Origin of the sequence: Pseudoxanthomonas sp. 22568 (genome assembly GCF_052044485.1) — a bacterium.
GTDB classification, from domain to species: Bacteria; Pseudomonadota; Gammaproteobacteria; order Xanthomonadales; family Xanthomonadaceae; genus Pseudoxanthomonas_A; species Pseudoxanthomonas_A beigongshangi.
Map to the genome: position 1 here is coordinate 179,127 of NZ_JBQENC010000008.1, position 26,107 is coordinate 205,233.

A 26,107-nucleotide genomic window follows, 5' to 3' on the forward strand; every position below is an offset into this window, starting at 1 on the left:
ATGAACTGCAGACCGAAGCGGAGGGCCGCTGATCCGATTCAGGCCCCGAGCGCGTCCTGCAACTCCGGCAGCAACTTGAACAGATCCCCCACCAGCCCGATGTCCGCGATCTCGAAAATCGGGGCTTCCGCGTCCTTGTTGATGGCCACGATGGTGCCGGCGTCCTTGATACCGGTCAGGTGCTGGATGGCGCCGGAGATGCCGACGGCCACGTACAACTCGGGGGCGATGATCTTGCCGGTCTGGCCGACCTGGAGTTCGTTCGGGACATAGCCGGCGTCGACCGCGGCGCGCGAGGCGCCGACGCCCGCGCCCAGCTTGTCGGCCAGGTCGTAGATGATCTTGAAGTTCTCCGCCGAGCCGACGCCGCGGCCACCGGAGACCACGCGCTTTGCGCTCTGGAGGTCGGGGCGGTCGGATTTGCCGGCAGCCAGGCCGAGGTAGCGGGTGTGCGAGGGCAGGGGGGCGTCGGCGGAGACCGTCTCGACGCTGGCGCTGCCGCCCTTGGCCGCTTCCGGCCAGGAGGCGGTGCGGACGGTGGCGACGACGGTCTGATCGGCCGGCGCCTCGACGGTGATGATGGCGTTGCCGGCGTAGATCGGGCGCTTGAACACGTGGCTGCCCTCGACGCTCATCACGTCCGACACCTGGGCCACGCCCAGCAGCGCGGCGACGCAGGGCATCAGATCCTTGCCGAAAGTGGTGGAAGGACCGAAGACATGGGTGTAGCCGGCGGCCAACTGCGCGATCTGCGGAGCCAGCACCTGGGCGATGGCGTTCGCGTTGGCGGGATTGGCGACCGTCAGGACGCGGGCGACCCCGGCGACCTGGGCCGCTTCGGCGGCGATGCCGGCCGGATCGGCGGCCAGCACCACGACATCGATGCTGTCGGGCTTCAGGGCCTGGGCGGCGCTGACGGTCTTGGCGGTGGCGCTGTTGAGCTTGCCGTCCAGGTGTTCGGCGATGACGAGGACTTTGGACATTGCGGAATCTCCAGAATTCTGGCGGTGGCGCGCCTGCGTTTCCGCGTCGCGCCATCGCCGCGACCCTCTTCCCGGAAGAAGAGGGAACGATGGGTTACAGCAGGCCCTTGGCCTTGAGCGCGGCGACCAGTTCGGCCGCATCCTTGACCATCACGCCCTTGCTGCGCTTGGCCGGGGCGGCGTAATGGGTGGTCTTCAGGGTATCGGCCGCCTGCACGCCGAGATCGGCCAGTTGCAGGGTTTCCAGCGGCTTGCTCTTGGCCTTCATGATGTCCGGCAGCTTGATGAAGCGCGGTTCGTTGAGGCGCAGGTCGGTGGTGACCACCGCTGGCAGATCGACTTCCAGGGTCTCCAGGCCGGCGTCCACTTCCCGGGTCACGGTGGCCTTGTCGCCGGCGATTTCCAGCTTGGACGCGAAGGTCGCCTGCGGACGGCCCCACAGGGTGGCCAGCATCTGGCCGGTCTGGTTGGCATCGTCGTCGATGGCCTGCTTGCCCAGGATGACCAGCTGCGGCTGTTCCTTCTCGATCAGCTTGAGCAGGGTGCGGGCGGCGGTCAGCGGCTGGATCGGCTGGTCGGTGACCACGTGGATGGCGCGGTTGGCGCCCATGGCCAGGCCGTTGCGCAGGTGCGCCTGGGCGTCGGCCGGCGCGATGGTGGCGACCACGACCTCGGTGGCGATGCCCTTGTCGCGCAGCCGCAGGGCTTCTTCCAGCGCGATTTCATCGAAGGGGTTGGCCGACAGCTTGACGCCGTCGGTGACCACGCCGGACCCGTCCGGCTTGACCTGGATGCGGACGTTGTAGTCCACCACGCGCTTGTAGGCGACGAGAATCTTCATCCTCTGGGAATTCCTTCAGTGCTACGGAGAGGCCCGGCCGCGGCGGCTGGCCGAGGGCAGAACGCTGATTCTAGCGGTCAGCCGATATCCGTGCGAGTCCGTACGGTGCCGTTCGCGAGCCTTTCCGCCAGGGCCTCGGCCAGCCGGCCGGCAGCCTCCGGGGCCTGGGCGAAGAACAGGGAAGGCTCGGTCAGTTCGAGTTCCAGCAGGCGCGGCACGCCGTCCGTCCCGCGCAGCAGGTCCACACGCGCATACAGGAGGGGAGCCTCCAGCTTGAGCAGCCGGGTGGCCGCGGCCAGCACCTGATCGGCCAATCGCCGTTCGTCGTCGGCCGGTTCCCGTGCCTGGATATCGCCGAAAGCATGCGGATCCAGCGGCGCTGTGTCGCCGGCCTTCAGCAATGCAGCCTTGCGTATGGCGTGGCTGAAGACGCCGTCGATGTGGATGAGGGCGGTTTCCCCTTCGGCATCCACGGCCGACAGATAGGGCTGGAGCATCGCGCTGCGGTTGGCGTCCAGCAGGCGCGCCAGGTGATTGCCCGCGGCGAACTCCTGATCGCGACGGTAACGCTGGGTATCACGGGCACCCGCGCTTACGGTCGGCTTCACCACGAATTCCGCGGACGGGTGTTTTGCCAGGAATGCCTGCAGGGCCTCCATCGGCTCGGCGTCGGGCTCGACGAATTCGGTCGGCACGACGGGAATGCCCAGCGCGGCCAAATCGGCCAGATAGTGCTTGTCGGTGTTCCAGCGGATCACCGGCAACGGATTGAACATCGCCAGGGAATGCGCCGCGTGCTTGCACCACGCCATGAACTCGGCCAGGCGCTCGGTGTAGTCCCAGGGCGAGCGCAGCAAGGCGGCATCCAGGCGGCTCCAGCCCACCGACGCGTCATCCCAGGCAAGCGCGCGGACCGACAGCCCGGCACGCTCGCAGGCGGCCAGCAGCGGTGGAAGATCTTCGTCGTGGCCGGTGGCGGAGATGGCGGTGATGAGGGCGATGGCGGTCATGGCGTGCAGTGTAGGGGGCATGGTCGAGCGGGTGTTGCCATTGCCCGAAAGTACCTGTTGCGCAGGGGGGGCACGGGTAGAATGGCGGACATTTCCCGAGATGGACCCTGCCAATGGCTGAAACCGCGAACGCGGCCCCCAAGACGGGCAAGCAGAAACTCTTTCCCAGCGCCGCCGCCGCGCTGGATGGCATCGTGGCGGATGGCCAGATCCTGGCGGTCGGCGGATTCGGCCTGTGCGGCATCCCGGAGGCGCTGATCGCCGCGCTGCGGGACAGTGGCGTGAAGGGACTGACGGCCATCTCCAACAATGCCGGCGTCGATGGTTTCGGCCTGGGGCAACTGCTGGCGACCCGCCAGATCAGCAAGATGATTTCGTCCTACGTGGGCGAGAACAAGGAGTTCGAGCGCCAGTACCTGGCCGGTGAACTGGAGCTGGAATTCAACCCGCAGGGCACGCTGGCCGAGCGTCTGCGTGCCGGCGGCGCCGGCATTCCGGCCTTCTTCACCCGCACCGGCTACGGCACGGTGGTCGCCGAGGGCAAGGAGACTCGCCAGTTCGGCGAGCATTGGTACGTGATGGAAACCGCGCTGGTGGCCGACGTATCGCTTGTCAAGGCGTGGAAGGCCGACAAGGCCGGCAATCTGGTGTTCCGCAAGACGGCGCGCAACTTCAACCCCGCCTGTGCCATGGCCGGGAAAATCTGCGTGGCCGAAGTCGAGCAGATCGTCGAGATCGGCGAGATTGACCCGGACCACGTCCACCTGCCGGGCATCTATGTGGATCGCATCGTCCACAACCCGGATCCCGAGAAGCGCATCGAACAGCGCACCGTGCGCCAAGGAGACAAGTGATGGCCTGGACCCGTGACGAAATGGCCCAGCGCGCCGCGCGCGAACTGACCGATGGCGCTTACGTGAACCTGGGCATCGGCCTGCCGACCCTGGTGGCCAACCACATTCCCGCCGGCATCGATGTCTGGCTGCAGTCCGAGAACGGCCTGCTGGGCATCGGCCCGTTCCCTACCGAGGATGAAGTCGACGCCGACCTGATCAACGCCGGCAAGCAGACCGTCACCGCCCGGGCAGGTGCCAGCTACTTCGGCAGCCACGATTCGTTCGGCATGATCCGGGGCGGCCACATCGACCTGGCGGTGCTGGGCGCCATGCAGGTCACCGACCGGGGCGACCTGGCCAACTGGATGGTGCCCGGCAAGATGGTCAAGGGCATGGGTGGCGCCATGGACCTGGTCGCCGGGGTCAAGCGCATCGTCGTGCTGATGGAGCACGTGGCGAAGGACGGCAGCCACAAGATCCTGCCCCAGTGCGACCTTCCGCTGACCGGCGTCGGGGTGGTGAACCGGATCATCACCGACCTGGCCGTGTTCGACGTCACCTCGGAGGGGCTGGCCCTGGTTGAAACTGCGGACGGCGTCACCCTTGACGAACTCAGGGACAAGACCGGCGTACCCATCCGGACCCCCTGAAAAGGAAGGGAGAGGCATGGCTTAAGGCAACCTGTACGGTGCCGCCCCGCCTGTCATGTGAAATCTGGCTTCACGGCCGGGGAGCCGTGAGCTAGGTTATATTTCCCAATTCAGGGGCAACACCAGCCAGATTGAGGGTTCGCATGAAGTTTCGCCTCGGCGCATGCGCCGCCGTAGTTTTGTTGGCCGCCTGCAGCGGCCAGAAGTCCGACAGCCAGATGGCTGCGCTGCATGGCTCCGCAGGAGGCGATTCGCTGAAGTCACAGGCGCGGACGGGGATGGCGCCATCTGGCCGCGACGTCCATCGTTCGATTGCCAACGCCCCTGACCGCGGGACGCTGATGGCTTACCAGAACCAAGGCAAGCCGGTGAAGCGCGAGGGTGCGTTCACCTATTACCCGGTCAGCATGAGTGAGGAGCATGCCCTCAAGGGTGTGGTGACTGGGCACATGACCGTGCCCCTGCCGGATGGCAGCGAGGTCAAGCTCAAGTACGAACGCCACGATGAGGGGATTGATGGCAACTGGACGTGGGTCGGCCGCGTGGAAGGCGGCGATCCCATGCAGGAAGCCATCATCACCTTCGGCGAGGAGGCTGTCTTCGCCTCCATTCCGCAGGGTAACGGCAAACCGCCGCTCAGCATCCGCACGCGTGGTACCGGCCTGTATGCGGTTCAGATGGACCCGACCAAGGTGCGTTCACCGAATGTCGGCCACGACGACATGGCGATCCCGGGGGCCAGTGGCCTGGTGGACACGGCTGTAAGCCAGGCGTTGGCGGCCAAGGCCCAAGTTGCGCAGAACGCGGTCGCCATGGCGGCGCCTCCGAGTGGCGTCAACACGATCGACGTGGCGGTGGGTTACACCGCCGGTTTCCGCAACCAAGCGGCCTTGAAGCAGCAGTCCGTGACCACAGCCCTGACCTTCCTTTTCCAGGTCGCGAACCAAGGCCTCAGCAACAGCAAGGTCAATGGCTATATGCGACTGGTGAACGCCCAGGAGGTTTCCTATACGGACACCAACGCAAACCAGACAGCCCTGTATGAACTAACCGGCAGCAATGGCGCCAGCAACGTCACCATTCCGGCAACGTTGACTCCGCTGCGTACCGCGCGTGACCAGTACGGCGCCGATGTCGCGTTGCTCGTGCGTGGGTTCCAGCAGCCCGAGCACCAGGGATGTGGCATTGCTTGGCTGATCGGCGCGCGGGGCGAGACGGTGACGCCGGCGCAGCATGCCGGTTGGGGATATGGCGTCATTAGCTTCGGTGACGATCTTGGCACGGATGGCAACAGCTACTACTGTGCCCCCGAGAGTCTGGTGCATGAAGTCGGTCACCTGCTGGGTTCCGCGCACGATCAGGCCAATTCCAACAACATACCAGGCCGGTACCCTTACTCCTACGGGTACAAGAGCACCTCAGGCAATTTCTACACCATCATGGCCTACGGCGATGTCGGGCAGACCCCATACCGTTTGTTCTCCAATCCGAACATCACGACCTGTGGAGAAACTACTCCGGGACCCTGTGGTGTAGCGAATGCAGCGGACAACGCACGCAGCCTGAATCAGACGATTCCCGTGGTGGCCAGGTTCCGTGAAACCAAGGTGCCTTTTACCGCGAAATTGAACAACGACTACAACGCTGACAACAAGTCTGATGTGTTCTGGCGCAATACCAAGACTGGCGCCAACCTGATCTGGTTGTCCGCCAACTATGCAACGCGGAGTGCGGGGAGTCCGGTCGGAACAGGTTGGCGTGTCGTGGGTTCGGGGGATTTCAATGGCGACGGCAGGTCCGACATCCTCTGGCGCAATACCTCTACCGGCGCAAATGTCGTTTGGTGGGCCGGTATTTCTACCGGCAACAAGACCTTGAACCCCGTAGCCAGTTCCTGGGAAGTCGCAGGCGTCGGCGATTTCAACGGCGATGGCAAAGCCGACATCTTCTGGCGTGAACCGTCCAGTGGAAAAAACGTCATATGGTGGGCCGGTAATTACACCAACTTCAGCAGCAGGGAGCCGGTTGCCGCTCCATGGAAAGTGGCTGCAGTGGGAGACTTCAATGGTGACGGGAACGCTGACGTGTTCTGGCGGAATCCGGTCACTGGTGCGAACGTAATCTGGTTGTCCGGCCAACATGTTGGCAGCATCGCGGAAAATGCGGTGGCAACAACCTGGGAGATCGCTGGATCTGGTGATTTCAACGGCGATGGCGTGATGGATGTACTTTGGCGCAATCAGGGTACCGGAGCCAATGTCGTGTGGCGTTCTGGGCGATATGCAAACAACATGACTATCGGATCGGCGACTCCCCTGTGGAGGGTTGTGGCAACCGGCGACTACGATGGGAATGGTACCTTCGACATTCTGTGGAGGAATACCACTACGGGTCAGAACGTTGTCTGGGATTCCGCCGACAGTACTAAGGGCCGGACGCTGGTTCCCGTGTCCGGAACGGATTGGATAGTGGCCCCTTGATGCGGGCAACGAGTAAATTGTGACCCTTGTTTCATCGAGAACACATTCGGCTCTGTTCCGATGATACTGAGGGTGTCTGGAAAGAGGCCTTCGAATGACAAAAAGCGGCGCTCAATGAGCGCCGCTTTCTTTTTTTCCCTGGACGTCTCATCCAGCCGTACTGCGGCTAATCCAGCGATGGGATACCGCGAGTTTCGTCATGCTCACGCGTCCTTCTTATTGCCGCAAACCTGTTGAATCCGCCGCTTCCTCCGATTCCATGCATCAATGAGGAAATCCTTGGATGGGAGTTCGAGGTAGCGATATGTCAGGCCGGAAACGGCCAGGACAACGGAAATGAACAGAACAAACATGAGAGGGGAGTCGAAACTCCGCGCTCCTGATGCTCCCGTACCCAGAATGAGAAAAACCAGCTGTAGAGGATAGTGGGTAAGGTAAACGGAATAGGAAATGTCACCCAGATAAGTCAACGGCTTGTGGGACAGAATTTGACGAAGCAGCCGGCTGGATGGGATGAAAAGAACCACGGCAGTCGATACCGCGATGGACAGCAGATATGCCTTGATTCCCGGTTTCGCACCGGTAGTGGCAAGGATGTATGCCAGGCCGCCGAGTGCGGCCACGGATGCAACCGTACTGAAGATGGCATGCCGGGCCAGGTCAAGTCGGAAGTGGTGAAGCAGAAGATAGATGCCGACTCCCGAACCGAAGCCCAAGGTGCATCTGACGAGATTGACATCGATGATGCCCAGCATTCGATGCGCCACGATATATGGTGGATTGCTGAATGAGAACAGCAGCAGGAGTAGAAAGAAGGACAGTGCTGCCAGTGCCAGCGCCGTGCGTTTGCGAAGCGCGATGGCCGCCAAGAACATCACGTTGACGGCAAGCTCGGTTGATATCGACCACGCGGGCGTATTGAACGACCATCCGTCCTGGAATCCCACATTGTTGATCAGGAACAAGTTAAGCATGAAATGCTTGAGGTCGGCATTGGCGAGCGCGAACGCCGCCTTTCCCGCCATTGGAAGAAACCAGATCAGCAGTGCTGTGGCGAGTAGGGTGACTAGATGCAATGGATAGAGTCTTGCTATGCGGGTCCAGAGATTGCCCATGAACCGGTATTGTCGCTCCGCGCGCCAGTATGAGCGGGCTATGACATAGCCGGAGAGCACGAAAAAGAAATCAACCAGCAGGAATCCGGAGTTGTAGAACGGAAAAAGCAGCGATTCCAGTGGGCGGGCACCGAAATGGGCTCCATAGTGCCAGATGACCACGCCGAGCGCGGCGATTCCCCTGAGCGCATCGAGTTCGTGTATGCGGGAGATCTTCGGTTGAACCATATTTTTCACTGGGGCTGCATCCGTTGTACTCGTTATAGCCATGGGGCGCGATGCCAATGGTTCCGGATTCGTTAGCTGGAAGCAGGCCGCCAGCGGTTTCGCAGCAGCAATCCGAGTAGAAAGGCCACTCCGTCACCAAGAACGGTAGTGATACGGAACAGAATGGTGGCGGTCGAAGCAGTCTCTAGCCCGTACAAGGACCCGAGGCCCAAGACGAGTAGTGCTTCTCTGATGCCAAGGCCAGCAGGGGCCCCGGGGACGATGAATCCAATCAGCCAGGCAATCGAATAGACGCCGAGCAGACTGAGTGCAGGGAACTGTTCCTGCCCGCTTGCGCAAACCGCCAACCAAAGAGCAGTCGCCCCTATCACGAAACTGGCGATATGTGTTGCGATGATACGGGCTGACAGAAAAATGCTTTGCCTTGAGAAGAGGAATGCGCATTTCGCAGCCAGCGGCAGCAGTCGATTCCGTATTGCGGGAAAAAGCAGGGAAAGCAGCACTGTCACCAGTGCAATGGCAGCCGCGATCTCCATGTTGTGGCGTATGGATGGGCCATGGATGGACAGCGCGGTAGTAAGCAGGTTGAGCGCGGCCAGCGTGCTGAGCGCTGCCGCAAGTACGAGCAGTATCGCTTCCAGTGCAATTGAAGCGACGACCCTGCTTGTATCGATCCCCTGGCGGCGCGCCAGCACGATGCGCCCAAGATGCTGGGCAATGTTGCCCGGTATGTACTTTCCTATTTGAGACAGAAGGACAATCTGGATAGAACTGCGGTAGGGGATCCAGCTCCCGGCAAGACGCATTGCCAGTTGCCAGCTTCGGGAACTGAGTAGATAGGTTAACAAGTAGAAGGTGATGGCGAGCGCAAGGTATACGAGCATTGGGCCGCTCGGATCCAGGGTCAAAAATGCATTCCAGTGAGAAGATGCGGTCTTGAGGAACAGGTACAGGCAAAGCATGCCAAGAAGGAAGCCCAGGACGGATGCCACGCGTTTCATGGCGAACGCTTCTCCAGCCTGAACATGATCGTTGGAATCAATGGCTTGAAAAATCCCACCAATGCAGGTATGGACATGCGCCCGAGAGTCCTGCCTAGGAACGAGTCCGGAAACTCGATCCTGAATGTCTCGCGGACGGCTTCCGTGGTCAGATCGCTGAATTTGAAGCGGGTCAATTCGAATAGGTTTCGTGCTTGCCGGTTACTCAGCGGAACGCAATCGTAATGACTGCCGCGACCCGTCAATCGCAGGTACTTGTCGGCGATGCGAAGTGGCAGCCAACTGAGCAGGGGAAGGCGGTAGTGCGGTTCGACAAGTCGCCACTTGTTTGGAACGGCAAGGTACGCGCACCCGGCATTCCTCAGTACACGGGATATCTCCGTAAGATGGTGAAGCTGGGCCGCTGTATCGCCCACGTGTTCGATGACATGATTGGTTATCACGATGTCGAACGATTCGGACTCGAAAGGAAGTTCGGTCCCCTTGACCTGGACGAACTCGTACCCCTCGGTAACTATGCGGCTGTCTGTTACGTCAACCGCATGCACTGCGAGGCCGGGTTGTCCCAATCTAGCTAGAGTGCTGGAGATGACGCCGGAACCACACCCTATCTCGAGAATTCGCCGGGCTTGGAAGAATCGATCCTCTCCAACCAGAGCGATGATCTTCCGCGCTTTGAGAATTCTACTCTGCTCATCTAGCACCGCATGGGGGAGGCGAGACCGGTCTTCCTTGTCATCTGTGTTCGAAGGCATGGCGTTGTCTATTGTTGGTTCTGATACAGGAGTGCAAGGAAGTCGGTAGCCTGTTTCTCTCGAGAGTAGTATTTTCGCGTAGCCTCTGCGACCGCAGATCTGTCCAGCCTGTCTCCTGAGGGACCCGGGTCAAGGTGTCTTTCTATGGCCTTGACCCAGGCCTCCACATTCATCGGCTCAACCAGTCTTCCAGTCACACCGTCCACTACCGCGTCAGTGATCCCGTCGATTCGCGAGGCCAGCAAGAGTCCTCCATGGGAGGATGTCTCGATGGCGACCAAGCCGAATCCCTCGACGTCAATGCTATCAGGCGTCGGGATATTGGGCATCACGACAACGTCGGCTTGCTGGATCATTGCCAGCAACTTGTCTGCGTTCATTCGTCCCAGGCAGTGCGTTCCCGCACAATTTCCAAGCGCTCGCTTGAGTTCCGTATCTGAAGAATCGCCCACGACGTAAAATTTCACGGTTCTTGGCAACTGCGGCATGACTTCGCTGGCGAACCAGAGAGCACCCTTTCGGCGAACGACGCGGCCAAAATAAAGTATGCGCGATGTGCCCTCACCCTGCCGCCAGACTTCGGGCAGCTGTTCGGTTTCCGCAACCCGCTCGTCCTTGGTCGGGAGGCAGGGATTAATGACCACTACGTTCTTGAGTCCCTCTTCCCGGGCCAGAGCAGCGGTGTAGCGGGATATGGCGACGATTGAGCCGAAACAGGACTGGCTCGTGCGAAAAAAGGAAAAGAACAGTCGGTAGAGGAGGGGAAGCGCGCCTTTCCGGCGTTGATAAACGAGATCCAGACCATAGACGATCACCACGCGCCTGGCGCCGGGATTCACCAGGCGGTGACAGAGCGCTGCAGGAAACAGGATCAGATCTCCGAAGACCACATGGTTGAAAGACCGACCACGGAACAGGCAGATGTACATGGCCTTCAGAAGGAAGAGCCCGTAGCGAAACAAAGAGGGGGGACGTCCGTTTTTTCGCCCCTTCAGAACGACAGTATCAAGGTCCACTGTATCTGCCAGGCATGCAGCGAGCTCGATCGCATAAGTCTCCATGCCACCCACCGCGGGCGGCCACTTCCTGGAGATGAACAGAATCTTTTCTTTCATTGTCCTACCGTAGCAGCAGATGGTGATAGGAATGTCGAAATCCAGGCATAAGTGTCCGAATATGCTCCGGGTAAGCCTTCATTGATCCATCGACATTCAAGTATGGTTTGGCACTCCACTCAATGAAGCCTCAATGTCATCGAGAACCCACGTGCCGCGACATTCCGACTATTGGGACGGGGGGGAGCGTGTTCTTTGCGCGTATTGATAGTCGGGGGATGTTTGCTCTGGCTGATCGCAAATGGACGCGGCGCTTTTTGTCGCGAAGCCGGTTTCGTCGATGGCCATTCCAATCAGGCGTTCAATTGCATGCGCCAATGTTCCATCTATCTGTCCCGATTCGGGTTCGAAGTCGGACTCACGGATGGGCAAGTCAAGCAGTGGACCAAGCGCACGGAGGCGAACCCAGAACATGGTGCCCGAAACAAAAACCTTGTCGTGGTAGCTTGTCTCACGACTGCCCATCAGTCTTGAAAGCCGGGAAACTTGGTCGGCATTTGCTCCGATGAATGAACCTGTTGGCAGCATGTGTCGGCCGGGCCCGACCAATCCAAGCTCGGGTTGTTCAGCGAACGCCGTCGCTATCCGATGGGCACGATCTTTACTCACCAGTTCGCCCATCAGATCCTTCCGCCAGGAGTCTCCATCCGGGCGATGCTCGGATCGCTTTGTGTGGAGCTTGAGAACAACATCCACGCCTTCGTCGAGCAACTGGTTGGCGATACGCAGGAATGGAAGAATGTCGCGTCCACGGTTCTGGAGAGCGACGACGTTGGCTGGAATACCGGAAACCTGGACCTTCCGATTGACCTCATCCAGTTTTTCGGGAGCCGTGGTGACTGTAAGATGCCAATCCATGCCGCTTTGGTGCAGCAGGGCAATAATCTCGTCCAGGACTTCCACATGCCAGGCGTGCACGATCGCATGCTGTCGTTGTCTTGTTGCTGGACGACTCAATCCACCGGAGCAAAGGGCGCGTCTCGTTGCTTCCAGATACGCATAGCCCAGCGAGGCATCCGGCTCCAGGGTCGCTCCTTCTGCCCACTCATTCCACGCATTGATGAATATGGTCCGTCGCGATTCAGTCACGGATGGCGCGGCGATGCTGTTTTCCAACCACTCGCCGTACGCCCTTGGCGAAGAATGAAGGAACGTGCGCCCTCGTCCGGAACGGCGAGCTTCATTGTCCCAGCCGGGATTGACGCAGGAATAGAGGAGATAGTCCCTGGACGGAAGTTGCCGGAATTCCGCAACCAGCGCCCTCCAATCAAGGACCCTGCCGGCATAATGCGGATTGAGCAACAGCTGGTGAGCCGTGATGTCATGGGTCTTGCCCATGTTGGGCGGGAACTGGACAGCGGCGTCGAAGCCGATGCTGAATGGTTCAGGACGCTCGAACCCTTGCACATAGACAAGGTGCAAATCACCAACTCCGTTCGCCTTGCACCAAGTTCGCCAACGCTCTGCCGTCGCCCTCATGTCAGGGAAAAGCCCAGGTCGATAGACCAGCAGCATGGGCTTGCCATCCACCCGCAGGTAACGGGGGTCGCGCATGTACTCCGCCACATGCGCGATGAAGGCGATGTCGTCCTCGGGACTGTGCTGCTGGTCGATCAGGATCTCATTGCCGCGTCCGTCCCAGGTACGACTCCACTTTTCATTGGCCCAGCAGAGGCAGAACTGGAGATCGATGGTCTTGTCGTCGAGCCAGTTGCGCAATGGCGTTTCCAGCAGGGTCTTGCCGCCGAACCAGTAAAAATAGAAGCAGAAGGCACTGATGCCGTACTCGCGAGCAAGGCGGGCCTGCTCACGCATGACTTCCGGATTGCGCAGGTCGTAGAACCCAAGATCACCAGGCAACCTGGGCTGGTGGTGGCCTTCGAACTGCGGCAGCGCGCGCGCCACGTTGCGCCATTCGGTGAAGCCCTTGCCCCACCATTCATCGTTTTCCGGAATGGTATGGAACTGCGGGAGATAGAACGCAACCAGGGTCGCCGGCAGTGGATCTGGAAGCGTGCCCTGTCGGTAGGGGACGTAGCCGATTGCCCTTTCGTCGGAGCGGACGAGGGGACGATGGATGCCTGTTCCAGTGGCCGTCTGTCCCCGGGGGGGGGGAGGAACCAGGTCGGCATGCCGATCCAGAAACCGCTGCCTCAGCCGGTCGCGGGTGGCGACCGGCATCGGGACCAGCCTGAACGCCGTTCTGAGCGCATAGAACAATCCGGTGCGCAGGGGACGGGGAATGTGGATGGTCACGCGCTTTACAGATTCTGGTAGTTCGGCCCCGAACCACCCTCCGGGGTCACCCAGGTGATGATCTCGTAGGGGTCCTTGATGTCACAGGTCTTGCAGTGCACGCAGTTGGCGGCGTTGATCTGCAGGCGCTTGCCGCTGCTTCCATCCGCCATGGTGTCATCGACGATCTCGTAGACGCCGGCGGGGCAGAAGCGGGTGCAGGGATTGTCGTATTCCTCGGCGCAGCGGGTGACGCAGATCGAGGTGTCGGCGACCTTCAGGTGGACCGGCTGGTCCTCGTCGTGCTCGGTGGCGGCGTAGTAGACGCCTTGCAGGCGGTCACGCGGGGCGAGCGTGCGCTCGACGTAGTCGCGGCGCGGTTCCTCGTGCTGGCCGATCTTGTCCAGCGACGACCAGTCCGGCTTGACCTTGAGCGTCCACGGCGAAAGTCCGCCGGTCGCGGTTTCCCAGGCGGCGTTGAGCAGGCCGAACCACATGCCTTTCTTGAAGCCGGGCTTGATGTTGCGGACCTGCTTCAGTTCCTTCATCGCCTCGGAGGCGCGCAGGCGGGCGTCGAAGCCGGCTGGTTCCAGGCTGTTGCCGGCCAGGTGTTCGGCGGCCAGCATGCCGCTGCGGATGGCCTGGTGGGTGCCCTTGATCTTGGGCACGTTGAGCAGGCCGGCGGTGTCGCCGATCAGCAGCGCGCCGGGCATTTCCACCTTGGGCAGCGATTGCCAGCCGCCGGTGACGATGGCGCGTGCGCCGGCGGACAGGATGCTGCCGCCTTCCAGCAGCGGTTTGATCATCGGGTGGTTCTTCCACTGCTGGAAGGCCTCCCACGGCTTGTACTCGGGATCGGCGTAGTCCAGTCCGCTGACGTAGCCCAGCGCGATCTGGTTGTTGTCCAGGTGGTAGAGAAAACTGCCGCCATAGATCTTGCCGTCCGCCGGCCAGCCCATGGTGTGCACGATCTTGCCGGGGCTGACACGTCCTTCCGGCACCTGCCACAGTTCCTTGATGCCGATTGAATAACCCTGCGGGTCGCTGTCCTTGTCCAGGCCGAAGCGCTTGACCAGGCGCTTGGTCAGGTGACCGCGGGCGCCTTCGGCCAGCACCGTGACCTTGGCGCGGATGTCGATGCCCTGGGTGTAGCCGGGCTTGTGCGAACCATCCTTGGCCACGCCCATGTCGCCGATGCGTACGCCAACCACCTTGCCGCTTTCGTCGTGCAAGGTCTCGGCGGCGGCGAAGCCGGGATAGATTTCCACGCCCAGCGCCTCGGCCTGTGGCGCCAGCCAGGCGCACATCGCGCCGAGGCTGACGATGAAGTTGCCATGGTTGCGCATGCCGGGCGGGACGATGGGCGCCTTGCGGCCGCCGGTCTTGTTGAGGAACCAGAACTCATCGTCCTTCGCGGGCACGCAGACCGGTGGCGGATTGTCGCGCCAGCCGGGCAGCAGGGCGTCGAGCGGCGCCGGTTCGATCACCGCACCGGACAGGATCTGCGCGCCGACCGTGCTGGCCTTCTCGATCACGCAGACCGAGATTTCCGGGTTGAGCTGTTTCAGGCGGATGGCGAAGGCCAGGCCCGCGGGACCGGCACCGACGGTGACGACGTCGTACTCCATGACATCGCGTTCGGCTTCGGACATGGCTGGGCTTCCTCGTGGCGTTAGGCTGCCGCTATTTTCGGGGTTTGCGCGGGGTGGGGCAAATCCGCGAGCATGGCGTGCGATGACCATACCCCTGCCGCTGCTGCCGGATGGAATGATTGACCTGCCGGGGGCGCATTTGCGCCTGTGGCCACAGTGGCTGGAACCGGAGGAGGCCGACGTCCTGTTCGCCAGCGTGATGGCGGGGGTGCCGTGGGAAGTGCATCGCATCCGCCTGTTCGGGCGGGAAGTGGATTCGCCGCGGCTGAGCTGCTGGATGGGGGAACCGGAAGCGCGCTATCGCTACTCCGGCGCGCTGTTCGAGCCGCGCGACTGGCATCCGGACGTGAAGCGGCTGGCGTCACGCCTGCGGGATACGCTGGGTACGCCGTTCAACAGCGTGCTGCTCAATCGCTACCGCAGCGGGCGCGATGCGATGAGATGGCACAGCGATGACGAACCGGAACTGGGCGAGGCGCCGGCAATCGCCTCGATCAGCCTGGGCGCCACCCGCCGCTTCGCACTGAAGCACCGTGAACGGGCGGAAAGCCGACTGGCCCTGGATCTGCCGCATGGCAGCCTGTTGCTGATGGCGAGCGACACCCAGCGCCATTACCGCCATGCGCTCCCGCGCACGGCGCGGCCGGTGGGCGAGCGGATCAACCTGACCTTCCGCCTCATCCATCCGGCACCGGGCCGCGGGTAGCGGCCGGCATGCGCGGACAGGACGGCAAAGCGCTCAGGGGCGACTGGCGTCGGCCTGTCCGCTGACCAGCACCCAGCCGGCAATCTCGCCAGTCAGGGTGGACAGCGCCTGCTCGAACGCGGCCGCCACCTGTGCGATGTCGGTCGAACCGGCTGGCCGGACCTGCTGGAAGGTGCGCGAGGCGACCACGCGCTGGCTGCGGTTCTGCACCAGCTTGGCGTTGACCTCGATGGTCGCGGCCGGCACCGATTGGCCGGCGTAGTCGGCCTCGAAGCGGCGCACGTCCATCACCAGCCGGTAGTCGCCCAGGATGCCGGCGTCGGCACTGGAAACGGCGGGAATCCGGCCGGAATCCTCCAGCGTGCGCTGCACCGCGTCCTGCAGCAGTTCGGTCGCCGGTTGCGACCACGACGCGCCCTTGTAGACCTGCAGTTCACCCGGCGCCGGCCGTACCGAGATGCGCGGGCTGTCGACCACGCGCGCGGCGGTGGGTTTGGCGATGACCAGCGACCAGGCGACGGTCGGCCAGTTCGGGTTGGCCGTGACCCGGACTTCCGGTGCGTAGATGGTGGTGGGTTCACGCGGGCCGCTGCCCAGGATCGAGGAGCAGCCGGCCAGCAGGACCAGCGACAGGGAGACGGGAATGCGCAGCGCCTTCATTTGGGTTCGAACTCCTTGGGTGCGTCGCGGCCGAGCAGGTAGCGGGTGGGGTTGCCTTCCAGCCGATCACTGACCCGGCGCAGGTCGCGGACCAGGCCGCGCAACTCGGTCAGGGTCGGACCCAGCTGGCCCAGGCCATCGTTGGCGAAGCTGTTGATGGCGGCGCGGTTCTCGCCCAGGATGGCGTCGGCGTTGCCGGCGGCCGAATCCAGCTTGGCGAGGGTGGCGTCGAGCTTGTTCAGCAGGGGCGGCAGCTGCCGCACCAGATTCTGATCGATGCGCTCGATGGCGCCGTTGGTGGTGGTCAGGGTCGCATCCAGCTTCTTCGCCGCGTCGCGCGCGCTGACGATCAGCGCCTGCAGTCCCTTGTCGCGGTTGGCCAGCGAACCGCTGATGTTCTCCAGGTTCTGCAAGGTCGCCGCGATGCTGGCGACGTTCTTGTCGCTCAGCACTTCATCCAGGCGTTCGACGATCCGGTTGGCGGTGTCGGTGATGTTCTGCAGCGCGGACGGCGCGGTCTGGATGACCGGGGCCTCGCGCTTGTCCACCGAGGTCAGCGCCGGCGCCTGCGGGGTGCCGCCGCTGAGCTGGATGATGGTGGGGCCGGTCAGGCTGGTGATGGCCAGCTTGGCGCGGGTGTCGGTCTTGATCGGGGTGGAGGACTCCACCCGGATGCTCGCCACCACCTGGCGCGGGTCATTGGGGGCCAGCGACAGCTTGGTGATGGAGCCCACGGCGATGCCGTTGTACTGCACCGGGCTGCCGACCGACAGGCCGGTGACCGCTTCGCGGAACACGATCTGGTATTGCTGCCAGGTGCGTTCGGAGGAGTATTTCGCCGCCCACAGGCCGAACAGCAGCAGCGCCGCCGCCGTCACCAGGGTAAAGGCGCCGATGAGGACGTAGTTGGCACGGGTTTCCATGTTTCAGGCTTCCTCTTGTTCGGGCTCGCCGCGGGCGGCCCTGGCCCGGGGGCCGTGGAAATACTCCTGGACCCAGGGGTGATCGAAACGCTCCACCTCCGCCAGCGGCGCGGTGATCACGACCTTGCGGTCGGCCAGTACCGCGACCCGGTCGCAGATAGCGTACAGGGTGTCCAGGTCATGGGTGATGAGGAACACCGTCAGGCCCAGCGCTTCCTGTAGCGTCTTGATGAGGCGGTCGAACGCGGCGGCGCCGATCGGGTCCAGGCCCGCGGTGGGCTCGTCCAGGAACAGCAGCGGCGGGTCCAGCGCCAGCGCGCGTGCCAGACCGGCGCGCTTGCGCATGCCGCCGGACAGCTGCGCGGGCAGCTTGTTGAGCGCGTCGGCCGGCAGGCCGGCGAGTTTTATCTTCAGCAGTGCCAGTTCATAGCGCCAGCTGTCGGGCAACTCGCCGTGGTGCTCCTTCAGGGGCACCTGCACGTTCTCGCCGACGGTCAGCGAGGAGAACAGGGCGCCATCCTGGAACAGCACGCCGGTGTTGCGCTCGATGTGCAGGCGCGCCTGCGGGTCTTCTGACAGCGCATCGGTGTCGAGCACGCGGATGCTGCCGGCCTGCGGCGCGCGCAGGCCGAGGATGGCCCGCATCAGCACCGATTTTCCGGTGCCCGAGCCACCGACCACGCCGAGGATTTCACCGCGCCGCACGTCCAGGTCCAGGCCATCGTGCACGACCTGCTCGCCGAACCGGTTGACCAGTCCGCGGACCTGGATGATCGCGTCGTCGCTCGTATCGGCCATCGCGTCACCAGCCCATGTGCATGAACCACAACGCGGCCAGCGCGTCGAGGATGATGACCAGCGAGATCGTCTGCACCACGCTGGAGGTGGTGCGCTCGCCGACCGATTGCGCGGTGCCGGTGACCTGCAGGCCCTGCAGGCAGCCAATCAGGCCGATCACCAGCGCGAACACGGGCGCCTTGGACAGGCCGACCAGGAAATGCCGCACCTCCATGGTGTCGTGCATGCGCGCCAGGTACATCTGCGGGGGAATGTCCAGGTCGAACGCACCCACCGTCACGCCGCCGGCCAGGCCGGCCATCATCGAAATGAAGGTCAGCAGCGGCAGCATCACCAACAGGGCGACCAGCCGCGGAATCACCAGCAGATCCACCGGATCCAGGCCCAGGGTCCGGATCGCGTCGATCTCCTCGCGGCTCTTCATCGCGCCGATCTGGGCGGTGAAGGCCGATGCGGTGCGGCCGGCCAGGACGATTGCCGTCATCAGGACCGCGAACTCGCGCAGGAAGGCGATGCTGACCAGTTCGACCACGAAGATCTCGGCGCCGAAGTCCCGCAGCACCGTCGAGCCGAGGAACGCGATGACCGCGCCCACCATGTACGACAGCAGGATGACCAGCGGTACCGCGTCCAGGCCGACCTGCTCCATGTGCGAGACGGTGGCGATGGCGCGGAAGCGGCGCGGTTCCTTGACCATCCGTGCCAGCTTGACCAGGTTCTCGCCGGTGAAGCTGAGCAGGGCGACGATTTCGTGCCCGTTCTCGCTGACCCGTTCGCCCAGGCGCGACAACGCGGCCAGGAAGCCATAGTCGCGCTTGCGCGGCGGCCGATCGTCGGCGACATCCTCGATGGTCGAGACCAGCGCCTGATGATCCTCGCGGAACAGCAGCGCCTCCGGCGCCAGCTTGCGCCGGCTGGCGAAGCGCAGCAGTTGCAGCACGCCGGCCGAATCGATGCGGGCGATGCCCGTGGCGTCCAGCTCGGTCACCCCTTCGGGGACTTCGCGCAGGCGCTCGGCCACCTTCAGGGCGGTCGCGAGCGTCCAATCGCCTTCCAGCCGCACCCGCGAGGGTTCGGAGGGGTCGGATTGGAACTGCGGGCGTGCGTCGGTTCGGGTCATGGCGTCGCTCGGCCCAGCAGCATACAGGCTATGCCGCTGAACGTAAGCAGGACGCCGACCGCGCCGCGCCTGCCCAGCGGTTCGCGCAGCCAGACCGCCGCGAGGATCACCAGGAATACCGATGCGGACTCGTTGAGGATGGCCGCCACCGAGGCCGAGGTGTATTTGTAGCCGCCCAGCCACAGCACCATCGACAGCCCCTGGCCGATCACCGCGGCGAGGATCAGCCGGTGCCACGGTACCTTGCCGGGATCGAACGCGCGATGGCGGCGCAGCCCGGGCAGGGCGGCGATCAGCAGCAGGCCGGCGACCGCGCCGGCCAAGCGCAGCACGGTGACCCAGAGCAACGGCTGTTCCTCGAGGATGCGCTTGACCATCACGATCGCGATCGCCATCAGCGCAATCGCGCTCATGCCAATCAGCACGCCACGCAACGTGTGGGCGGGATGTGTCCGCCATTCCCGCGGCGGGCGGGTGACCAGCAGCACGCCCAGGCCGACCAGGCCGAAGCCCAGCCATTGGCGCGCGCCCAGGCGCTCGTCCAGCCACAGGAAACCCATCAGCAGCACCAGCGGACTGTAGAGGTTGCCGATGATGCCCATGCGGCCGGCGCCCAGTTCGTTGAGCGCGCGGAAGTACAGGGTGTCGGCGACGGCGATGCCGAGCACGCCGCTGGCCAGAACCAGCGCGACATCGCGCATCGGCATCTGCGGCCATTGGCCGGCGTGCAGGAACAGGACCACCGGCGCCAGCAGCGCCAGTATCAGTCCGTTCTTCATCAGGTTGAGCGCCAGCGGCGGCAGGGTCGCGCCCAGCTGGCGCGCCAGGATCACGCCCACCGCCCAGGCGGCCGCGCTGCCGAGCGCCAGCGCCTCGCCGATACCAATACTCAACGTCCACCTTTATGCTGCGCCGACCGCGATCAGTTTACGCAATACCCTCGCGGCCCACCCCCGGCGAAGCCGGCTCCAACCTTTGTGACATGTCAGAGAATTCGGCTTCCGCCACCTACGCCCAGCGCATCGCCTTCGTCTGCGAGATCGCCAGCCGCCTGCACAGCTACGGCACCACCGCCCAGCGCCTGGAAGCGGCGGTGGCCGCGCTCTCGCAGCGGCTTGGACTGGATTGCGAGCCGTGGTCGAATCCGACCGGGCTGATCCTGAGTTTCAATGATCCGGCGCGTCCGCTGGGCGCCAGCGACACTACCCGGGTGATCCGGCTGGCGCCGGGTGAAAACGACCTGCACAAATTGAGCGAGGCCGACCGGATCGCCGAGGACGTGGTCGCCGGGCGCATGAGCGTGGCCGAGGGGCATACCGCGCTGCGCTCGCTGGACCGCAGGCCGAGCGCCCGCTGGCGGGCGATGCAGGTGCTGGCTTCCGGGCTGGCCTCCGGCGCGGTCGCCGGGCTGTGGCGGCTGCCGTGGCTGGATATCGCCACCGCCGGCCTGATCGGCCTGCTGATTGGCCTGCTGGGCCATGTGATCGCGCGACGGCCGCAGATGAAGGAAGCCAGCGATGCGTTGTCGGCGCTGCTGGCCGGCTTCGTGGCGATCCTGATCGCCAACTTCATCGCGCCGCTGAATCTCAACACGGTCATCATCGCTTCGCTGATCGTGCTGCTGCCCGGCATGGCGCTGACCAACTCGGTGAACGAGCTGACCAGCCAGCACCTGGTGTCCGGCGTGGCCCGCTTCGCGGGTGCGATGGCGACGATTCTGAAACTTACCGTCGGCAGCCTGATCGCGGTCACGCTGGCGGAACTGGTGGGCCTGTATCCGGAAGTGCGCGCGTCGCGGCCGCAGCCGGAATGGGTGGAATGGTCGTCGATGGTGCTGGCCGCGTATGCGTTCGCGGTGCTGTTCAAGGCGCATCGGCGCGATTACCCGTGGGTGATGGCGGCGGCTTTCGCCGGTTACGGCATCTCGCGCTTCGCCGGCGAGGCATGGGGGGCGCCGGTGGGCATCTTCCTGTCGGCACTGGTGCTGACCGCCGCGGGCAATGCCTTCGCGCGCTGGGCCAACCGGCCCGGCGCGTTGATCCGGGTACCGGGCATCCTCATGCTGGTCCCGGGCAGCGCGAGCCTGCGCGGACTGATGACGCTGGTCCAGCAGCAGGACGTCGGTGTCGGCCAGTCCGCACTGCTGGGCGTGACCAATATCGTGATGGCGCTGATCGCGGGGCTGCTGTTCGGCAATCTGGTGGTATCGGCGCGAAAGAATCTCTGAATCCTGATGCTGGCCGGATTCCGTCAGGACCGGGCATCGGCGCGAAAATCCACCTCCCAAAACAAGAAACGCCACGGGCCGAAGTCCGTGGCGTTCTTTTTTACTTTGCGATGAAGCGGATTACTTCTTCTTGTTGATCAGGAAGTCTTCCAGCTTCTTGCCCTTGGCGGTGTGCGCGGCCAGCCAGCGCGGCTGCTTGCCGCGGCCGGTCCAGGTTTCCTTGGGATTGGCGGGATTGCGGTACTTGGGCGCCACCTTGCCGAGCTTGCGGCCGGCGCGCGGCGCGGATTTGGCGGCGGCCTTGCGGCCACGTGCCGCGGGAGCCTTGCCTGCCGTGCCGAACAGTTCCTCGATCGTATAGCCTTCGGCCTTGGCGAATTTGGTGATTCTGCTGCGAATGGCTGCGATGGGAGTGCGCTTGGCCAGTTTCGTCTGCTGCTGGCGGGCCTTCTCGATCAGGGTGCCCAGTTCTTTGGCCGACAGGCCACGCAAATCAATCGACATCTAGTTCTCCGGATGTATGGAAAGGGAATATCACCTGTCCATGGCGGGAGTTGCATCTTAGCCATGCGGCTTTGCAGAAACAAATCGGGGCGAATAATGTCAGTGAATCGACATATATCCGCCCCGAATGTCATCCGGATTATCGTTCAGCCCGCGAGGCGGCGAATCAATTCCGACTTGTCGAGGTTTTCCGCTTCGCTGGCCTTGCGGAAGCGATATTCGTAGGTTCCGGCGGCGAGACCGCGTTCGGACACGACCACGCGATGCGGAATGCCGATCAGTTCGATGTCGGCGAACATCGCGCCCGGACGCAGGCCGCGATCATCCAGGACGGCATCGACGCCGTCGCCGATCAGTTCCGCCAGCAATTCGTTCGCCGCCTGGGTGACCGCCGGATCGTTCTTGGGATTGATCACGCAGACCGCCACCGACCAGGGCGCCATCGGCGCTGGCCAGATGATGCCGTTGGCGTCGTGGTTCTGTTCGATCGCCGCGGCGACGATGCGGGTGACGCCGATGCCATAGCAGCCCATTGCCGGAATGGCGGCCTTGCCGTTTTCGTCCAGCACGGTGAACTGCATCGCCTCGCTGTACTTGCGGCCCAACTGGAACACGTGGCCGACTTCGATGCCGCGTGCCAGGCGGATCTGGCCGCCATCGGCGGCGGCTTCGCCCGCGACCACGTTGCGGATGTCGGCGACGGTTTCGGGTTCGGCCAGATCGCGACCCCAGTTGACGCCGGCAAGGTGGAAGCCGGCCTCGTTGGCGCCGACCACGAAATCGGCCATCGCCGCGACGTCGCGATCGGCGATCACGCGGATGGCCGTGCGCGGGTTGATCGGGCCGAGGAAACCGGGTTCGCTGCCCAGGTGGGCCAGGATTTCCGCCTCGCTGGCCAGCCGGTACCCGGCCATGCCGGCCACCTTCGCCAGTTTGATCTCGTTGACCGCGTGATCGCCGCGCACCAGCGCCAACACGAAGCCGCCTTCGGTCATCAGCGCGACCGACTTGACGGTTCGCTGCAACGCGACGCCCATCAGCGCGGCCACTTCCTCGCAGGTCTTCTGGGTGGGCGTATCGATCTTCCGCAGCGCTTCCGCGGCGGCCGGACGCGGCCCGGGCGCCGCGGCCTGCGCGGCTTCCACGTTGGCGGCATAGTCCGAACCGGTGGAGAAGGCGAGCGCGTCCTCGCCGGATTCGGCCAGCACATGGAACTCCTGCGAGGCGTCGCCACCAATCGCGCCGCTGTCTGCCTGCACCGCGCGGAAATCCAGGCCCAGGCGGGTGAAGATGCGGGTGTACGCCGCATGCATGTTGCGGTACTCGCGCACCAGATCCTCATCGGTCAGGTGGAAGGAGTACGCGTCCTTCATGATGAATTCGCGCGCGCGCATCACCCCGAAGCGCGGACGGATTTCATCGCGGAACTTGGTCTGAATCTGGTAGAAGTTCACCGGCAACTGCTTGTAGCTGTTCAGCTCCTGCCGGGCGAACTCGGTGACCGCCTCTTCCGCGGTGGGGCTGTAGCAGAACTCCTGCTCCTTGCGATCCTTGAGCTTGAGCAACTGATCGCCGAACTTGTCCCAGCGTCCGCTCTCGTCCCACAGCTCTCGCGGCTGGATGGTCGGCATGACCATTTCGATGGCGCCGGCGCGATTCATTTCCTCGCGCACGACGGTTTCCACCTTGCGCAGCACGCGCAGGCCCAGCGGCGACCAGGTGTACAGGCCGGCGGCCAGCTTGCGGATCATGCCGGCGCGCAGCATCAGCTGGTGGCTGACCAGTTCGGCGTCGGCCGGGGTTTCCTTGGCGGTGCGGAGATGGAATTGCGACAGGCGCATCGAGATTCGGTTTTTCGGGGGAATGAACGGCCTATTCTGCCAGCCTTGCGCAGTCCGCGCCCGCGCGGCGGGGCCCGCAGTGAAGCCGGACCGGCGCGGGATGCACCGATGCCCGCGTCCGGCGCTGGAGAGCGGGTGCGCCGATTACTTGGCCGGGGGCGCGCAGTAAGCCTTTTCGGCCGCCTGCGCCAGTGCCAGCTGGTTGGCCCGCTGGGTGTCGTCCATCGCCTGGCCCGGCTTGCCGTCCTCGCCAGCCTGCGCGACCGGACCGCTGCTGCCGAGGATTTCCAGATTCTTGCGGGCGGTGGTGCATTGCGGGTGTTCGACGGATTTGCCGGCGGCGGCATCGGCCTGCGGAACCGGCTCGCCCCGCGGCGCGATGCGGCGGTCCTGGTATTGCCGGTCCGTCGGTGGCTTGTCCGAATAATGGGTCACGCCCTTGGCGTCCTTCCATTGGTAAACGGGACCGGCGAGGGCCGGCAGGCTGGCCACGACCAGCGTCGCCAACGCCAGCAGCGGAAGGGCGGTGGACGGTCGGGGCGGTGCGCGCACGGTCGGCTCCAGGCGGAAACGGCAGGAACCGGATTGCAGCATTCCCCCGCCGGGCTGGCAAGCCGGTGGCGGCTGGGCTTGGGCTAAACTGGGACGCATGGACGAAATCAAGCCGCCGCCGCGTTCCCGCGGCATCTACCTGTTGCCGAACCTGTTCACCACCGCCGGCCTGTTCGCGGGTTTCTACGCGATCATCGCCGCCGCCGACGGCCAGTTCGTCAACGCCGCCATCGCGGTGTTCGTGGCGGGGCTGATGGATGGCATCGACGGCCGCGTCGCCCGCCTCACCGGCACCAGCAGCGCGTTCGGCGTGCAATACGACTCGCTGGCCGATCTGGTCAGCTTCGGCCTGGCGCCGGCGCTGGTGATGTATCACTGGTCGCTTTCGGCGCTGAAGCTGGACAGCGCCGCGATGGGCCGCGTGGGCTGGGCGGTGGCATTCCTCTACGCGGCCTGCGCGGCGCTGCGGCTGGCGCGGTTCAACACCCAGGTCGGCACGGTCGACAAGCGCTGGTTCGTCGGCCTGGCCAGTCCGGCGGCGGCCGGGCTGATGATGTCCTTCGTGTGGGCGTTCGCCGATGGCAGCCTGGGCTGGAACGGCGATGAACTGCGCTACGTGGCGCTGGCGGTGACCATCCTGGCGGCATTGTTGATGGTGAGCCGGATCCGGTTCTGGAGCTTCAAGGGCAGCGGTGAAGGCGGCGCGCGCGCGGATCGGGTGCCGTTCGTGGGCCTGTTCCTGGTCGCGGTGGTGATCGCGATCCTGTTCATCGATCTGCCGCGTGTCCTGTTCGCGGTGGGCGTTTGCTATGCACTGTCCGGCCCTGGCTACTGGCTGTGGCAGCGGATGCGCCGTGGCGAGGCGCGGGCATGAGCCTGTCCGCGCAGACGCCATGGTCGGCAGAGCAGCAGGGCTGGCTGGCGGCGCTGGGCTATACGGTCTGGGTGACCGGCGCGCCGTCGCCCGCCGAGCTGGAGCCGGCGGAGGCCGGCCTGGGCGCCGCCGCGCCGTCGCACGCGCCGGCCTCGCCGCCGCGTGCGGAACCGCCGAAACCTCCCGTGGCCCGTGAACCGACGGCGGCGCGGGTTGCGCCGGCCCTCGATCCCGAATCCTCGCCCGCCCCGGAGCGCGTACGCGCCGCGGCGCCGCGTTCCCGCCCGGCCTCGCGGTTGCCGGATCGCCTGCATTTCGCCCTGATCCGCGCGTCGGGCTGCAATCCGAACGCGGAAGGCGCCGCGGAGATCTTCGCGCAGTGGCCGGCCTCTTCGGAACTGCGCGGCAATCCCGCCGCCAAGCGTGCCCTGTGGCCGCGGTTGCGGGCATTGCGCAGGCCATCGGCGCCGTGAGCGCGGTCAGCGTCGAGCCTGGCATCGTCCCGTCGGCCTCGTTGCGGCCGATGCGCGATGGCGATCTCGACGCGGTGATGGCGATTGAACAACGCGCCTATCCGTTTCCCTGGACCCGCGGCATTTTCCGCGACTGCCTCAAGGCCGGTTATCCGGCCTGGGTGATGGTCGAGCATGGCCTGGTGATCGGCTATGGCCTTATCAGCATCGCCGCCGACGAAGCCCACATCCTCAATGTCTGCGTGACGCCCGAACGGCAGGGACGCGGCCTGGGCCGGTACTTGCTGCGCGCGCTGGTGAAGCAGGCGGGTGATCTGCGCGCGGGCCGGGTGTTCCTGGAGGTCCGCCCGTCCAACCTGGGCGCGATCCGGCTGTACCACAGCGAAGGCTTCAACGAAATCGGCCGGCGGCCGCGCTACTACCCGGCCCGCGACGGGCGCGAGGACGCGCTGGTGATGGCGATCGAACTGGTCGCCGGCGACATCGAGAAGATGCCGCCGCTGTAGGGTGGGCCTTGGCCCACTCCGT

At 64.2% G+C, this 26,107-nt stretch carries 25 protein-coding genes; 8 read left to right on the plus strand and 17 right to left on the minus strand.

From position 1 onward, the window contains the following. Nucleotides 1-38: 38 nt before the first annotated feature. The 3 genes from ACTJI2_RS12390 to ACTJI2_RS12400 all read right to left on the minus strand — a co-directional run bounded on the left by ACTJI2_RS12390 (nt 39) and on the right by ACTJI2_RS12400 (nt 2,834). A complete protein-coding gene (locus ACTJI2_RS12390) occupies nt 39-983 on the minus strand; it encodes an electron transfer flavoprotein subunit alpha/FixB family protein (protein WP_440842272.1) in 945 nt (314 codons plus the stop codon). 94 nt (nt 984-1,077) lie between these two features. Next, a complete protein-coding gene (locus ACTJI2_RS12395; protein WP_183639126.1) occupies nt 1,078-1,824 on the minus strand; it encodes an electron transfer flavoprotein subunit beta/FixA family protein in 747 nt (248 codons plus the stop codon). Between the two features lie 77 nt (nt 1,825-1,901). Beyond that, a complete protein-coding gene (locus tag ACTJI2_RS12400) occupies nt 1,902-2,834 on the minus strand; it encodes an ATP-grasp domain-containing protein (protein WP_440842273.1) in 933 nt (310 codons plus the stop codon). A 113-nt stretch (nt 2,835-2,947) separates the two neighbouring features. Between ACTJI2_RS12400 and ACTJI2_RS12405 the strand changes: the two genes are divergently transcribed. The 3 genes from ACTJI2_RS12405 to ACTJI2_RS12415 all read left to right on the plus strand — a co-directional run bounded on the left by ACTJI2_RS12405 (nt 2,948) and on the right by ACTJI2_RS12415 (nt 6,800). Further along, the gene (locus tag ACTJI2_RS12405) at nt 2,948-3,688 is read left to right on the plus strand and encodes a CoA transferase subunit A (protein WP_440842274.1); all 741 of its coding nucleotides are present in this window, start codon (nt 2,948-2,950) and stop codon (nt 3,686-3,688) included. Beyond that, a complete protein-coding gene (locus ACTJI2_RS12410) occupies nt 3,688-4,320 on the plus strand; it encodes a CoA transferase subunit B (RefSeq protein WP_440842275.1) in 633 nt (210 codons plus the stop codon). The genes ACTJI2_RS12405 and ACTJI2_RS12410 overlap by 1 nt, the downstream gene beginning before the upstream one ends. A gap of 143 nt (nt 4,321-4,463) precedes the next feature. Continuing rightward, complete coding sequence (locus ACTJI2_RS12415; protein WP_440842276.1) at nt 4,464-6,800, plus strand: FG-GAP-like repeat-containing protein; 2,337 nt, start codon at nt 4,464-4,466, stop codon at nt 6,798-6,800. Between the two features lie 203 nt (nt 6,801-7,003). Here the strand turns inward: ACTJI2_RS12415 and ACTJI2_RS12420 are convergent, their stop codons facing one another. The 6 genes from ACTJI2_RS12420 to ACTJI2_RS12445 all read right to left on the minus strand — a co-directional run bounded on the left by ACTJI2_RS12420 (nt 7,004) and on the right by ACTJI2_RS12445 (nt 14,901). Then, nucleotides 7,004-8,143 (minus strand): acyltransferase family protein, encoded by a 1,140-nt coding sequence (locus ACTJI2_RS12420; protein WP_440842291.1) that lies wholly within the window; start codon nt 8,141-8,143, stop codon nt 7,004-7,006. 71 nt (nt 8,144-8,214) lie between these two features. Beyond that, the gene (locus ACTJI2_RS12425) at nt 8,215-9,144 is read right to left on the minus strand and encodes a lysylphosphatidylglycerol synthase domain-containing protein (protein WP_440842277.1); all 930 of its coding nucleotides are present in this window, start codon (nt 9,142-9,144) and stop codon (nt 8,215-8,217) included. Continuing rightward, nucleotides 9,141-9,899 carry a methyltransferase domain-containing protein gene (locus ACTJI2_RS12430; protein WP_440842278.1) on the minus strand — a complete coding sequence of 253 codons (759 nt, stop codon included), beginning with the start codon at nt 9,897-9,899 and terminating at the stop codon, nt 9,141-9,143. Before ACTJI2_RS12430 ends, ACTJI2_RS12425 begins: the two co-directional genes overlap by 4 nt. An 8-nt stretch (nt 9,900-9,907) precedes the next feature. Continuing rightward, entirely contained in the window at nt 9,908-11,014 is a 1,107-nt protein-coding gene (locus tag ACTJI2_RS12435) for a glycosyltransferase family 4 protein (protein WP_440842279.1), read from the minus strand. Nucleotides 11,015-11,182: 168 nt separating this feature from the next. Next, nucleotides 11,183-13,195, minus strand: coding sequence for a glycoside hydrolase family 99-like domain-containing protein (locus ACTJI2_RS12440; RefSeq protein WP_440842292.1), 2,013 nt, complete (start codon nt 13,193-13,195; stop codon nt 11,183-11,185). A gap of 80 nt (nt 13,196-13,275) precedes the next feature. Continuing rightward, nucleotides 13,276-14,901 carry an electron transfer flavoprotein-ubiquinone oxidoreductase gene (locus ACTJI2_RS12445; RefSeq protein ID WP_440842280.1) on the minus strand — a complete coding sequence of 542 codons (1,626 nt, stop codon included), beginning with the start codon at nt 14,899-14,901 and terminating at the stop codon, nt 13,276-13,278. A gap of 82 nt (nt 14,902-14,983) precedes the next feature. Here ACTJI2_RS12445 and ACTJI2_RS12450 point away from each other — a divergent pair, with 82 nt between their 5' ends. Then, nucleotides 14,984-15,607 carry an alpha-ketoglutarate-dependent dioxygenase AlkB family protein gene (locus ACTJI2_RS12450; protein ID WP_440842281.1) on the plus strand — a complete coding sequence of 208 codons (624 nt, stop codon included), beginning with the start codon at nt 14,984-14,986 and terminating at the stop codon, nt 15,605-15,607. Between the two features lie 33 nt (nt 15,608-15,640). Here ACTJI2_RS12450 and ACTJI2_RS12455 read toward each other — a convergent pair whose 3' ends face one another. From ACTJI2_RS12455 to ACTJI2_RS12475, 5 genes are read right to left on the minus strand one after another with little or no spacing between them, the layout of a single operon-like run. Next, nucleotides 15,641-16,267: an ABC-type transport auxiliary lipoprotein family protein gene (locus tag ACTJI2_RS12455; protein WP_440842283.1), complete on the minus strand. Its 627-nt coding sequence runs from the start codon at nt 16,265-16,267 to the stop codon at nt 15,641-15,643. Beyond that, nucleotides 16,264-17,190, minus strand: coding sequence for an MlaD family protein (locus ACTJI2_RS12460; protein WP_440842284.1), 927 nt, complete (start codon nt 17,188-17,190; stop codon nt 16,264-16,266). The genes ACTJI2_RS12455 and ACTJI2_RS12460 overlap by 4 nt, the downstream gene beginning before the upstream one ends. Before the next feature lie 3 nt (nt 17,191-17,193). After that, nucleotides 17,194-17,988, minus strand: coding sequence for an ABC transporter ATP-binding protein (locus ACTJI2_RS12465; RefSeq protein ID WP_183639114.1), 795 nt, complete (start codon nt 17,986-17,988; stop codon nt 17,194-17,196). A gap of 4 nt (nt 17,989-17,992) precedes the next feature. Continuing rightward, the gene (locus ACTJI2_RS12470; protein WP_183639112.1) at nt 17,993-19,108 is read right to left on the minus strand and encodes an ABC transporter permease; all 1,116 of its coding nucleotides are present in this window, start codon (nt 19,106-19,108) and stop codon (nt 17,993-17,995) included. Beyond that, nucleotides 19,105-20,001: a DMT family transporter gene (locus ACTJI2_RS12475; protein ID WP_203323167.1), complete on the minus strand. Its 897-nt coding sequence runs from the start codon at nt 19,999-20,001 to the stop codon at nt 19,105-19,107. The genes ACTJI2_RS12470 and ACTJI2_RS12475 overlap by 4 nt, the downstream gene beginning before the upstream one ends. Before the next feature lie 89 nt (nt 20,002-20,090). Between ACTJI2_RS12475 and ACTJI2_RS12480 the strand changes: the two genes are divergently transcribed. Next, nucleotides 20,091-21,335, plus strand: coding sequence for a threonine/serine ThrE exporter family protein (locus ACTJI2_RS12480; RefSeq protein ID WP_183639108.1), 1,245 nt, complete (start codon nt 20,091-20,093; stop codon nt 21,333-21,335). 120 nt (nt 21,336-21,455) lie between these two features. Here the strand turns inward: ACTJI2_RS12480 and ACTJI2_RS12485 are convergent, their stop codons facing one another. From ACTJI2_RS12485 to ACTJI2_RS12495, 3 genes are all read right to left on the minus strand, one after another. Further along, entirely contained in the window at nt 21,456-21,839 is a 384-nt protein-coding gene (locus ACTJI2_RS12485) for an H-NS histone family protein (protein WP_183639106.1), read from the minus strand. A 146-nt stretch (nt 21,840-21,985) separates the two neighbouring features. Continuing rightward, nucleotides 21,986-23,680, minus strand: coding sequence for a proline--tRNA ligase (locus ACTJI2_RS12490; RefSeq protein ID WP_318287732.1), 1,695 nt, complete (start codon nt 23,678-23,680; stop codon nt 21,986-21,988). 144 nt (nt 23,681-23,824) lie between these two features. After that, nucleotides 23,825-24,232 (minus strand): DUF4124 domain-containing protein, encoded by a 408-nt coding sequence (locus tag ACTJI2_RS12495; RefSeq protein WP_318287731.1) that lies wholly within the window; start codon nt 24,230-24,232, stop codon nt 23,825-23,827. A 97-nt stretch (nt 24,233-24,329) separates the two neighbouring features. Between ACTJI2_RS12495 and pssA the strand changes: the two genes are divergently transcribed. The 3 genes from pssA to rimI are packed head-to-tail and all read left to right on the plus strand — an operon-like array spanning nt 24,330 to nt 26,085. Next, nucleotides 24,330-25,106 (plus strand): CDP-diacylglycerol--serine O-phosphatidyltransferase, encoded by a 777-nt coding sequence (gene pssA / locus ACTJI2_RS12500; protein WP_183639101.1) that lies wholly within the window; start codon nt 24,330-24,332, stop codon nt 25,104-25,106. Beyond that, nucleotides 25,103-25,579: a hypothetical protein gene (locus ACTJI2_RS12505; protein WP_440842285.1), complete on the plus strand. Its 477-nt coding sequence runs from the start codon at nt 25,103-25,105 to the stop codon at nt 25,577-25,579. The genes pssA and ACTJI2_RS12505 overlap by 4 nt, the downstream gene beginning before the upstream one ends. A 50-nt stretch (nt 25,580-25,629) precedes the next feature. Next, on the plus strand, nt 25,630-26,085 hold the full coding sequence (gene rimI / locus ACTJI2_RS12510; protein ID WP_183641208.1) for a ribosomal protein S18-alanine N-acetyltransferase: 456 nt from the start codon (nt 25,630-25,632) through the stop codon (nt 26,083-26,085). Nucleotides 26,086-26,107: the final 22 nt, after the last annotated feature.